Origin of the sequence: Staphylococcus massiliensis CCUG 55927 (assembly GCF_000298075.1) — a bacterium.
GTDB classification, from domain to species: Bacteria; Bacillota; Bacilli; order Staphylococcales; family Staphylococcaceae; genus Staphylococcus; species Staphylococcus massiliensis.
In genome coordinates this window covers 1524117-1537376 of record NZ_JH815593.1, presented here as the reverse complement: position 1 = coordinate 1537376, position 13260 = coordinate 1524117, and the positions used below count along the sequence as shown (strand labels likewise).

General features: G+C 38.2%; 8 protein-coding genes and 1 CRISPR repeat array. Of the genes, 7 read left to right on the top strand and 1 reads right to left on the bottom strand.

The window, feature by feature from the left end; translation table 11 throughout:
* Window positions 1-27 precede the first annotated feature (27 nt).
* From cas1 to betA, 7 genes are all read left to right on the top strand, one after another.
* Complete coding sequence (gene cas1 / locus A33S_RS11725) at window positions 28-867, top strand: type II CRISPR-associated endonuclease Cas1 (RefSeq protein WP_274515674.1); 840 nt, start codon at window positions 28-30, stop codon at window positions 865-867.
* 4 nt (window positions 868-871) lie between these two features.
* Complete coding sequence (cas2, locus tag A33S_RS0107545; protein WP_009382352.1) at window positions 872-1180, top strand: CRISPR-associated endonuclease Cas2; 309 nt, start codon at window positions 872-874, stop codon at window positions 1178-1180.
* Window positions 1181-1193: 13 nt separating this feature from the next.
* Window positions 1194-2186, top strand: coding sequence for a hypothetical protein (locus A33S_RS0107540; RefSeq protein WP_235044490.1), 993 nt, complete (start codon window positions 1194-1196; stop codon window positions 2184-2186).
* Between the two features lie 14 nt (window positions 2187-2200).
* Window positions 2201-2828: a CRISPR direct-repeat array (repeat unit 36 nt; unit sequence GTTTTAGTACTCTGTAATTTTAGGTATAAGTGATTC).
* A gap of 243 nt (window positions 2829-3071) precedes the next feature.
* On the top strand, window positions 3072-4439 hold the full coding sequence (lip, locus tag A33S_RS11720) for a YSIRK-targeted triacylglycerol lipase (protein ID WP_017176703.1): 1368 nt from the start codon (window positions 3072-3074) through the stop codon (window positions 4437-4439).
* 358 nt (window positions 4440-4797) lie between these two features.
* Window positions 4798-6420 (top strand): BCCT family transporter, encoded by a 1623-nt coding sequence (locus A33S_RS0107530; RefSeq protein WP_009382349.1) that lies wholly within the window; start codon window positions 4798-4800, stop codon window positions 6418-6420.
* Window positions 6421-7085: 665 nt separating this feature from the next.
* Complete coding sequence (betB, locus tag A33S_RS0107525) at window positions 7086-8576, top strand: betaine-aldehyde dehydrogenase (RefSeq protein WP_009382347.1); 1491 nt, start codon at window positions 7086-7088, stop codon at window positions 8574-8576.
* Window positions 8577-8624: 48 nt separating this feature from the next.
* Complete coding sequence (betA, locus tag A33S_RS0107520; protein ID WP_009382345.1) at window positions 8625-10316, top strand: choline dehydrogenase; 1692 nt, start codon at window positions 8625-8627, stop codon at window positions 10314-10316.
* 295 nt (window positions 10317-10611) lie between these two features.
* Here the strand turns inward: betA and A33S_RS0107515 are convergent, their stop codons facing one another.
* Entirely contained in the window at window positions 10612-12588 is a 1977-nt protein-coding gene (locus tag A33S_RS0107515) for an acyltransferase family protein (protein WP_009382343.1), read from the bottom strand.
* Window positions 12589-13260: the final 672 nt, after the last annotated feature.

Below are 13260 nucleotides of genomic sequence, written 5' to 3'. Positions count from 1 at the left end.
TTAGCACTAAGTATGAATAATTTATAAATAGTTAAAGGTGATTTAGAAGTTAAGGTTCCCTTACGCGATATTTTTGCACTTATAATTGAGGATTTAACAGTAAGTATAACAGCTAGACTTCTCGTAGAATTATCTGATTATAATGTTTTAGTTATCTTTTGTAACCAGCAACACTTACCGGAATGCCAATTGCAACCTATAAATGGTCATTTTACACAATATCATCAAATGAAAGAACAACTTTCATGGCCACAAAATCGTAAAGATGAATTATGGTATTACATTATTGAACGTAAAATCAGTAATCAAATTGAGTGTATGAGGAAGTTGAAAATAGAATCTGAGCGGATTATTAAAATGCGTCAAATTTTATCACAATTATCAATTAAAGATGAGTTTAATATCGAAGGACAGGCTGCAAAATATTATTTTAATTCATTCTTTAAAAACTATAAACGAGATCGTGATGATTTAATAGAGAATATGGTGCTTAATTATGGTTATACAGTCCTTAACGCGGCGATTGCCAGAACAATCGTCGCGAAAGGATTAATACCAGCTATTGGGATTCATCATATCGGTGGACGTAATCATTTTAATTTGGCATCTGATATTATTGAAGTATTTAGACCTTTGGTTGATTTATATCTATTGCAACATCCTCCTGAAGAAGGTTTTATGACGAAGTCGTATCGTTTAGAACTCGTAAACTTAATGCATGCACGTATTTTAATAGACGGTAAAAATCAAACAGTGATTCAAGCAATAGAAATCATGGTTCAGTCCATAATCGAATTCTTTAGATCTGGTAAGTATGAAACATTGAAAATGCCAAGTCTAAAGAAAGTATCATTTTATGAGTTATAGATTCATGAGAGTATTAATCATGTTTGATTTACCTGTAGAAACGAAATACGATGTGCGCATTTATAATAAATTTCGAAAGCACTTAATTCAAGAGGGCTTCTTAATGATGCAATATTCTATTTATATTAAAAGTTGCATTAATAAAGATGCAGCCAATAGTAGCATTAATTCTGTTAAGCGTATGTTGCCACCAAATGGTCATGTTCGGGCTCTCATGATTACTGAGAAACAATATGAAAAGATGCAAATTTTATTGGGACATGAGGACGAGAATATTAAAATACTAAATGATAATAGAACATTGTTATTCTAAGGCAGGTGTAGCAATGAAACAAATATGGCAAATAAGATCAAGCCAACTTAATCATGTAACATTAAACCTAGGTGAGTATACCTCTATTTATAATGAGAATGAGACTAATGAGGAATTGATATTAAGCCTTATTTATCAATATTTTCAGCCACGTAATCGAAACAAAGATGTGTTGATTAAAGAATTAATCGAAGATGTAGAGGTATCAAGTAAATCTCACGTTGCTTTCATGATAAGTCATAATGACATTGAGCAAGAACACCAACTTGCGGCCTCGAGCATTTTAAATAAAAAGTTACAATATGACATGAATCAAAATATCGAAGTAAGCGGCTATATTAATTCCATAAACGTATTAATGGAAGATTTGCTTGAAGAAGTTAAAAGAAAATTACCTCTTAAAGTTAAGCCATTTGATATTAAACAATTCATTAAGCAATTAAATTTTGAATATGAATTAGAAGCAGATTACTCAAGGTTGATTGTTAGGTTGAAACAATTATTGCCATTGTTAGTTGAGCAAATGAACAACCTATCAAATAACAAAGGGCTACTGATTTATCTTTACCCTGAAGCGAATTTAAGCATTAAAGAACGATTGATCTTCAGGGAAGTACTGAATGACTTACCAATTAAAATCATTGTGCTAACACAATCTCGCTATTTTCTAGCAGACTCTATTGATGGATTAAATTATTTACGTAATTCTAAGCAAATGATTACAGTCGATTTTATAGAAAATTGTTATTGGGAAGCACCATTGAATTTTAAGAGGGAAGATATAGTAGTTAGTTTGAAAAATGTTTTTGATCAATATAGTCACTGTTTTGAAATTCATCCAACTATAACGAATTATCACCTGGGTGATATAATGGTATTCAAAGATATAGATATCTATGTAATTGTACGATTTCTTAGATTCTGTAAATTAGATTACATTTTAGATATTGATGATACTAAAATTAGTGAACCACTGGCATTATATTTAGGTTTAAGTACAAGTTAATTGATTTACTAGAGGTTTTAGTACTCTGTAATTTTAGGTATAAGTGATTCAAATGACAACGAATAACAAACTTATCGACAGTTTTAGTACTCTGTAATTTTAGGTATAAGTGATTCGGCATCCGGTTTCTTAACCTTAATAGATGCGTTTTAGTACTCTGTAATTTTAGGTATAAGTGATTCTATGAAACAGATGAAAAAGGCGTATCAAGAGTTTTAGTACTCTGTAATTTTAGGTATAAGTGATTCTATGAAACAGATGAAAAAGGCGTATCAAGAGTTTTAGTACTCTGTAATTTTAGGTATAAGTGATTCTATGAAACAGATGAAAAAGGCGTATCAAGAGTTTTAGTACTCTGTAATTTTAGGTATAAGTGATTCTGTAACTGGTCAAACAACTGGTTATTCTGGTTTTAGTACTCTGTAATTTTAGGTATAAGTGATTCAAACACACACTATTAATTTTTTAGATGGCGTTTTAGTACTCTGTATTTTTAGGTATAAGTGATTCTGGGAAGATTGCACGACTCTATTTGAGCATGTTTTAGTACTCTATAATTTTAGGTATAAGTGATTCATTGATGTTGCGTAAGTAACTAACCACGTCGTTTTAGTACTCTGTAATTTTAGGTATAAGTTCAAGATACTGACTTCAAAAATTTCTTCAATGAAACTCAGTATTCAAATTTTAAATCACTTCATAGCGAGATTGAGGATCTATCCTTAATTCTCGCTTTTTTATTCCCCTAAAACACTTAGGAACCATTTTCAACGAGTTGGGCAAAATGTACCAAAAACCCCACTAAATTTAATAAAATACTTTTTGTTAAAAGTAATCAGGAAACTTAAGCATCCACAAACACAAAAATTTACACGGGGGTTCTAAATGAAAACTTTTGCTTTTAAACGAATTGTATCTTTAACGCTTGCGACAGGGCTATCTTTCACGACGTTCGCATACTCAGCTCATGCGGACGAAACGGTTCCGGAAGCACCTATTAAAGAAGGCTCAAATTACTCAAATCAATTTAATCCAAGTGCAGTACCTGAAGACGCGCAGTTAAGCGACCTTTCATCTAAAGAGAAAGCCAAAGCTCAGGCAGATGATTCTTCTCATAAAAACAAATATCCAGTAGTCTTTCTGCACGGATTCGGCGTATTTACGGAAGCACATATGCCAAATGGCATGAAGCACTGGGGTGGCGAGAAGTATCACATGATGGAGGACCTTAAAGCCAATGATTACGAAGTTTATGAAGCGAATGTAAGTTCGTTTGCGAGTAATCACGATCGTGCTGTCGAGCTTTATTACTATTTAAAAGGCGGTCAGGTTGACTATGGTGCTGCGCATGCTAAGAAATATGGTCACGAGCGCTATGGCAAAACTTACGAAGGTGTAAAGAAGAATTGGAAACCTGGTCAAAAGGTTCACTTAGTTGGACATAGTATGGGTGGTCAAACGTTAAGATTATTGGAAGAGTACTTAAGAAATGGTGATCCTGAAGAAAGGGCTTTTCAAAAAGAGCACGGCGGTCACATCAGCCCACTTTATACAGGAAATAAAGATGGTATGATATCTTCAATTACGACGATCGCAACACCTCACAAAGGTACGCATGCATCGGACGATTTCGGCAACAAAGAAACGATTAAGCGTATTCTTTATGAAGTCGCAAAACTTGAAGGACACCGCGGTTCTAAGATTGATTTCGGTCTTAAGCAATGGGGGCTTGAACAACGTGAAGGTGAGTCTTACATTGAGTATTCAAAACGTGTTGAAAAGAGTAAACTTTGGACGAGTAACGATACTGGTCTCTATGATTTAACACGTGAGGGTGCCGAAAAACTTAATGAAAAAACTTCAGTCAATCCTAATGTTTATTACAAGACGTATCGTGGCGAAGCAGTGCACAAGGGTCCTACGGGTAAACAAGTACCTAATCCATACATGCACTTAATCCACCGAGGTACAGGTTCTTTAATCGGTGGTGTTGAAGATGAAAAGTGGCGTGTAAACGATGGAATGGTCTCTGAATATTCGGCTGACTATCCAACGAACGAGCAGCACGTCAATGTTAAGAAAGGTGACGCACCTCAGAAGGGTATCTGGCAAGTAATGCCGATCATGCACGACTTTGACCATACTGACTTTACTGGTCAGGACGTATTAGATATCCATCGAACACCTGAAGAATTAAAAGGGTTTTACCATGACATAATTGATTATTTAATTTCTACCGAAGATACAAAATAGCACACTTTAAGGGAGTAAACGTCTAAAGCGTTTGCTTCCTTTTTTAATGTGTAAAACCTAGTTTAAGAAAAAGAATTTTTATTCACTTTAAATTTATATTTATTCAATATTAAAGCATAGGTAAAATTTGTTAAGATTGTTAAGTATTAACTTAACGTAAGTATCACGACGTTTGTGTAAATGTTTTTTTAACTTATAATTTATATATTTATTCATTTATCCGCTTTTATTCTTTTGTATGTAATTTGCATTGGAATTGTATTTTAGTTAATGTTCTTAATGGCTAATAGAGAGAAATTTGAAAACTGAATCTGCGTCATGTTTCAAGCGAAAAAATATTCGATGAGGGGTGTCTAAATTGCAAAAACGCAAGATTATGGACTGGACGACCTTCATAGGAACTGTAATCGTATTATTAATCGCAGTACTACCGATGATGATTTTTCCTAAAGCAAGTCAAGACGTCATCACGGGCATTAATGATATGATTTCAAGTTCTTTGGGGTCTGTCTATTTATTTCTAGGTTTAGCAATATTTTGCTTTGTGCTATACATTGCTTTTGGTAAATATGGAAACGTCACACTAGGTAAAGCAAGTGACAAGCCGGAATTTGGTAATTTCAGTTGGGCAGCGATGTTATTCTGCGCTGGAATTGGCTCTGACATTCTATACTGGGGTGTTATTGAGTGGGCGTATTACTACCAAGACCCACCATACGGCGCGAAAGGCATGACTGACCAAGCGTTAGAATACGCGACAATGTATGGTATGTTCCACTGGGGACCTATTGCCTGGGCAATATACGTTCTACCTGCCTTACCAATCGGTTACTTAGTTTTCGTTAAGAAGAAACCGGTTTATAAGATCAGCCAAGCGTGTCGCCCTATTTTAAAAGGCCAGACAGATAAATTACTCGGTAAAATCGTGGATATCTTATTTATCTTCGGTCTACTCGGCGGTGCCGCTACATCACTTGCATTAGGTGTACCAATGATTGCGGCTGGTATTGAACGCTTAACGGGCATTGACGGCGAGAACATGTTCGTTCGAAGTATTATCTTACTTACAATCACAGTCATCTTCGCAGTCAGCTCGTACACAGGACTTAAGAAAGGGATTCAGAAGCTAAGTGACGTGAACGTATGGTTATCGTTCTTACTACTCGCGTTCGTCTTTATCGTCGGACCAACTGTATTCCTAATGGAAACGACCGTTACAGGTTTGGGTAACATGCTTAAGAACTTCTTCCACATGGCAACATGGTTAGAACCATTTGGTGGTATCGATGGTCGTAAAGAAACGAACTTCCCACAACAATGGACGATTTTCTACTGGTCATGGTGGATCGTGTACGCACCGTTTATCGGGCTATTCATCGCTCGAATTTCTAAAGGCCGTACGCTTAAAGAGGTTGTACTAGGTACGTTACTATACGGTACGTTAGGTTGCGTATTATTTTTCGGTATCTTTGGTAACTATGCAGTTTACCTACAAATCACAAATGAATTCAATGTGATCGAATTCTTAAATTCACATGGTACTGAGGCTACAATTATTGAAGTTATGCATCACTTACCGTTCTCAAACTTAATTATTGTCTTATTCTTAATTTCAGCATTCTTATTCTTAGCGACAACATTCGACTCAGGTTCATACATTCTAGCGTCAGCTTCTCAAAAGAAAGTCATTGGCGAACCAATCCGTGAGAACCGTTTATTCTGGGCATTCGCGTTATGCTTACTACCGTTCTCACTGATGCTAGTTGGCGGCGAACGTGCGTTAGACGTCCTTAAGACAGCGTCCATCCTCGCAAGTGTGCCGTTAATCGTCATCTTCATCATGATGATGATTTCATTCATCTCCACACTGTCACGCGACCGTATCAAACTCGAGAAGCGCGCCGACAAACTCAAAGAAGTCGAACGCAGATCACTCAGCATCACACAAGTGAGCGAACCAAAGCAAGACGACAATCTATAAATCATTTAAATAAGGCAGCACGTCACTTAGGCGTGCTGTTCTTTTTTTATCCCAATTTTCCTGTCTCTTTTTTTCCTCTTTTTGATTCCCTTTCTGAAAAGCCCTTTAGTTATACGGCCCCGTTACGCGAAAGAAAATAAAAACAATCGCATAAGGCGTCCGTTACGCGAAAGAAATTCGAAACAATCGCATAAGGGCCCCGTTACGCGAAAGAAAATAAAAACAATCGCATAACGAGTACTAATACAACAAAACCTAACGTCATTACAGCCCCCGTAAACACCCCGACCCGTACCTCTAAATAAACTCTTAGCCTTCATATTAAATAATTCATGAAATTGTTTAAATTTGGAATATATTACCAATGTTTTAAATTCTGTGAGAAGCGTAAACAATAAAGGAGAGGAATTTTACACAATTCTAGAATTATGTATTGTCCTAAGTTCGCGCAAGCACGCGTGATTTTTCAGTTGAGAGGAAGCATTACCCCCAAAATTCCATAACGATCTCAACGTGGCTTTTCCAAATTAAAATAAAAGAAAGTACAGACACACGACTCACTCTAAACCAACTTAGGCAGATTGACATTGTTTTTAGAATTGTGCTACGATAACTTTGTGAAATTCGTTAAATAAACATTTAACAAACTTAACGGAGGTATTTTGATGGAACTTGTAAAGAACTTAGAACGTCGTCAGTTTATCGATGGCGAATGGGTTGATAGTGCGAACGGTGCGACACGCGAAATCATCAATCCTTATAACCAAGAAGTAATCATGGAAGTAGCTGAAGGTACGAAGGAAGATTCTGAACGTGCAATTTTAGCTGCTCGACGCGCTTTTGAAGAAGGCACTTATAAAAATGAAACAAGTGAAGTCAGAGGTCAAAAAGTACGTGCAATTGCGGATAAAATTTTAGAACATAAAGAAGAATTAGCGAAGTTAGAAACGCTTGATACTGGTAAGACGTTAGAAGAATCACGCGCTGATATGGAAGATATTTCAAATGTATTTATGTATTTCGCAGGTTTAGCGGATAAAGATGGTGGCGAAGTAATCGATTCACCGATCCCTAATACGCAATCTAAAGTCGTTAAAGAACCGGTTGGTGTCGTTATACAAATCACACCTTGGAACTACCCATTACTACAAGCTTCATGGAAAATTGGTCCAGCGCTTGCGACAGGTTGTTCACTTGTTATGAAACCAAGTGAAATTACACCGCTTACGACAATTCGCGTATTTGAATTAATGGAAGAGGTTGGTTTCCCTAAAGGTGTTATCAACTTAGTATTAGGTAAAGGTTCTGAAGTTGGAGATGTCTTATCATCTCACAAAGACGTTGACTTAGTGTCATTTACTGGTGGTATTCAAACTGGTAAGCACATTATGAAACAAACTGCCGATCACGTGACGAACATTGCGTTAGAACTTGGCGGTAAGAACCCTAACATTATTTTCGACGATGCGGACTTTGAACTTGCTGTTGACCAAGCACTTAACGGTGCCTTTTTCCATGCAGGTCAAGTTTGCTCAGCAGGCTCACGTATCTTAGTACACAATGATATTAAAGATGAATTTGAAAAGGCGTTAATCGACCGTGCTAAGAAAATCAAGCTAGGTAATGGCTTTGACGAAGATACTGAATGCGGTCCGGTTATCTCTGAAGCACACCGTGACAAGATTGAAAAGTATATGGAAATTGCGAAAGAAGAAGGCGTTACAATCGCTACAGGTGGTAAGCGTCCTGAACGTGAAGACCTACAAGACGGTTTCTTCTTTGAACCAACAGTTATCACAGACTGCAATACGACGCAGCGCATTGTACAAGAAGAAGTCTTTGGTCCGGTTGTAACTGTAGAGGGCTTTTCAAGTGAGGAAGAAGCAATCGAGCTTGCGAACGATTCTATCTACGGTTTAGCGGGCGCTATCTTTACAAAAGACATCGGCAAAGCTGAACGCATGGCAACGAAGCTTAAAATGGGAACTGTTTGGATTAACGACTTCCACCCATACTTCGCACAAGCGCCATGGGGTGGCTATAAGCAATCAGGTATTGGCCGTGAACTCGGTAAAGAAGGTTTAGAAGAGTATTTAACATCAAAACACATCTTAACGAACTTAAATCCAGAGCCTGTAAATTGGTTCAGTAAATAAATTTCTTGTAACACATGAAACGATATACAAATAGGAGGGTTTCATCACATGTCAAAAAAATATGATTATATTATCATCGGCGGCGGTAGTGCCGGTTCAGTGCTCGGTAGCCGCTTAACAGAAGATAAAGATAAAGAAGTACTTGTATTAGAAGCAGGGCGTAGTGACTATTTCTGGGATTTATTTATTCAAATGCCAGCAGCTTTAATGTATCCATCAGGTAATCCGTTCTATGACTGGATTTATCAAACGAACGAAGAACCACATATGGGCGGCCGTAAGATCGGTCACGCGCGTGGTAAAGTGCTAGGTGGTTCTAGTTCAATCAACGGTATGATTTACCAACGTGGTAACCCACTCGATTACGAAGGTTGGGGCGAGCCTGAAGGTATGGACACTTGGGACTATGCACATTGTCTCCCTTACTTTAAACGTCTTGAAAAGACCTTTGGTGCTACGAAAGATGATAAGTTCCGCGGTCACCATGGTCCAATTAAGTTACGCCGTGGTCCAGCGAAGAACCCATTATTCAATGCCTTTTTCGAAGCGGGTGTTCAAGCAGGTTACAACAGAACGCCTGACGTAAACGGTTTCCGTCAAGAAGGTTTCGGACCGTTCGACAGCCAAGTACACCGCGGTCGTCGTGTATCAGCTTCAAGAGCTTACTTACACCCAGCTATGAAGCGTAAAAACTTATCAGTTGAGACACGTGCTTTCGTTACAAGCTTAGAATTCGAAGGCAACCGTGTAACTGGTGTTACGTATAAGAAGAACGGCAAGAAACACACTGTAGACGCTGATGAAGTCATCTTATCAGGTGGTGCGTTCAATACGCCGCAACTATTACAATTATCAGGTATTGGTGATTCAGAACACTTACGTTCATTAGGTATCGAACCTCGTATCCACTTACCAGGTGTTGGTGAGAACTTCGAGGACCACTTAGAAGTGTACATCCAACATGCTTGTAAGCAGCCAGTTTCTATGCAACCAAGTCTTGATAAACTTAAGATGCCGTTAATCGGTTTAAACTGGATCTTCAGACGTAAAGGTGCCGCAGCATCTAACCACTTCGAAGGTGGCGGCTTCGTACGTTCTAACGACGACGTTGACTATCCAAACTTAATGTTCCACTTCTTACCGTTAGCCGTACGTTACGACGGTCAGAAGGCGAAGACATCTCATGGTTACCAAGTTCACGTTGGTCCAATGTACTCAAACTCTCGTGGTAGCCTTAAGATCAAGTCTAAGGATCCTTTTGAAAAGCCAGACTTCGTATTTAACTATTTATCTACAGAAGAAGATAAGCGTGAGTGGACTGAAGCAATCCGTGTAGCACGTCATATCTTATCTCAGCCAGCTATGGATCCATTTAACGCAGGTGAAATTTCACCAGGACCATCTGTTCAAACAGATGAAGAAATTTTAGACTGGGTACGTAAAGATGCGGAAACAGCACTTCACCCATCTTGTAGTGCGAAGATGGGACCTAAAACAGACCCAATGGCTGTAGTTGACCCATTAACGATGAAAGTACATGGCATGGAGAACCTACGCGTTGTAGACGCTTCAGCAATGCCACGTACTACAAACGGTAACATCCACTCACCAGTATTAATGCTTGCTGAGAAAGCAGCAGACATCATCCGCGGTAAGAAACCGTTAGAACCTGAATACGTTGATTACTACGTACACGGCAAGCACGATAAAGACGCTGGTACAGTAGGTCCATTTAAATAAGAATTTTAGGTAGAGCGACTTCTTTCGGGAAGTCGCTTTTTTTGTGGTATTGGTGGTGTACGGGGATGGTAGTGGTGAATTTGGCTTATGCTTATAGAGCAGGTCGTACTGTTTAGATGGTGAAACTTGATAGTGGATTCGTCATCACGTCTCAGGGCGTTTCAAACTTGATGGCGGAAACCTCATCAAGTCTCAAGCACCGCGAGTTACCTATCATACCGTAACCACCATCGAAAAATACCACACCAACCTAAAAACCCCTGTTTTCCACAACGGAAACAGGGGTTTCATCTCATTATTTCTTCTCTTCAATAATTTCTTTGATATCTTTATACATGATAGGTCCCATTGATTTAGCATATGTGTTAGATATATGACCTTTATCAAAGTAAACGATGACATTACCGATTACTGGTTTAAATTTACCATCTTCCTTAAAGTACTTCGTGTAATCAACAAAGTGTACGTTATCTGGAATATCAGGATTTCCTTTCCATTCTTGTTCGTGTTCTAGCTGTGGCTTTTGGTTCATAGCCTCAATGGTTTTCTGTTCACCAAGCTTTTCAAGATGGTTTGGAATACTAAACTTGTAACGTGGCGTATCTCGTGTCGCCATCACATCGATGTCGTGTTCTTTAAATTTCTTGAAGTAATCGATAAAGCCTTTAGGGACTTCTTTTTCATGCGTAATGGTACCTAAAGTCACAACGAGGTCAGGGTCGATTTCTATAATTTTCTTCATAGCTTTATCTCGCCATGGTGCACAACCTGGGTCGTCGTCTTGTTCGGAACTTAAGCGACAACCTGATTTTGTTATAGACAGTATTCGGTAGTTGTGCTTTTTACCAAGTTCTTGAAGTGCACCGAGATAATGCGTCGTATGAGATGCACCACTTAAGACAATCGTTTTCTTGTAATTCTCAGTTTCTCCATATTCACCGACTTTTAAGTCGCTCTTCTTTAATTTCGTATCATAACCATCTTTATATGCGTCGGCAGTGTCCTCTTTGGCTTTTGCAAAAGAAGGAATTGGCTTCTCATCAGATTTCTTAAAGTCCTTTTCAAGAGCCATGGCACCAGGATGCGATGAGTTGATTTCTGAAGATGCTTTGTTCATGGCATAAGTGCGAACGCCTAACACGCTAATCGTAAGCGCGCTCACGATAAACATCGGGATAAGACGCTTGAAGATAGAGGGTGTTTGTTTACAATTACGAACCGGTGACTCGATAAAGCGTGTCATGAGATAACTTAGCAGGATTGACACTAAGATAATTGCGATACCCTGTAAGATGCCTACCTTAGTTGAGATGTTGTATCTATAAAAGGACAGGATTACCCAATGCCATAAGTAAATTCCGAATGAAATGCCGCCTAATTTAATCATTGGGCGTGAACCTAAGAATTTCTCTACGCCTAAATTCGTAGGATTGTTACCAGCAATCATAATGAATATTGCGCTGACCATAGGCCATAAAGCGATGTAACCAGGGAACATCGTCGATACATTGAATAACATGCCCGTAATAATTAGCATGATTAGGCCTAACCAACCAATAATGACAGATAACCAACTCGGTAATTTAAACTTCGAGATATTCATGCACAGTAAGCCGCCGAGTGCGAATTCCCATACGCGAGCTGCGACATTAAAGTACGCAAATGGTTGGTTGACGATTGTTTGATACACAGAAAAACTAAATGAAGTGATAAACAATATACCTAAAACGATGTTAATCAGCTTCGTTAAGTTCACTTTTCGCGAAGATTTGGCAAGGATAATCATGCCTGAAAATAGTAAGAACCAAATGATATAGAATTGTCCTTGAATAGACATCGCCCAGAAATGCTCAACAGGCGTCTTCATTTGATCTTGTGCTAAGTAATCCGTGTTTGAAAAGGCCAATTGCCAGTTTTCAAAGTAAAAGAGTGATGCAATAATTTCCTTTATCGTTTGAACGAGTATCGACTCAGGTAAGAAGAGAAAACTTAGGATACTCACGATAAATAAAATCGTTAGTACACTTGGTAAGAGTCGCTTCATCAAATTTCTAAAGTAAGGCCACGCTTTTAATTCGCCTTGTTTATTTAATTTAGAAATAATGGAAGTCGTGATGAGGAAGCCAGATATTACGAAGAAAACATCAACGCCTCCAGACACCTTGTTAAACCAAATGTGATAGATTGCTACAAGCAATGCCGCTACAATTCGTAAACCCTCGATTTCAGGTCTAAAGCGACGTTCTACATCAATGTTGAAATCGTGCTTCATGGTAATTGCCTCCGTATTTAATAAGTATGTATTATAATAATTAATAATTGTTTATTTAAGATGTACTATATATTAATATAACATATTAAATATTGGGAGTTTTATTTTTAGTTAAGTTTTTAGATTTTCTAATATTTAGAAAGTTTAAGGTATTGAGTTTGTATTCTTTTTACATGGGATAAATGAACTTTTTCGAGAGGCCTTTTTGAAAATGGGGGTATACGGCCGCTTACAGCGTTTAGGAAATAATAACTGATAAAAGGGGAGATATTTTAAGCTTCAATATTGCGCGCTCTGTTAAATGAGATATGAAACTTGATGAGCGAACTCTAATCAAGTCTCAGGGCGTTTGAAACTTGATGAGCGAACCGTAATCACGTCTCAAGCCCGTTCAAACTTGATGACGGAATCCTCATCAAGTCTCAGGTCGTTTCAAACTTGATGACGAAATCCTAATCACGTCTCAAGCCCGTTCAAACTTGATGGTGAAATTCTAATCAAGTCTCAAGCCCTACGAGTTACCTATAATGCCGCAACTGCGATCGAAAAATACCACCGCCCGAGGCATAAGATCTATCAATCCACCGAAACCATTGTCACCACGCCCCTTAAAGCCACGACCACCACCTCCACCCAAACAAAGAAAAACTGGTTTACCCGCATCGGATAAAC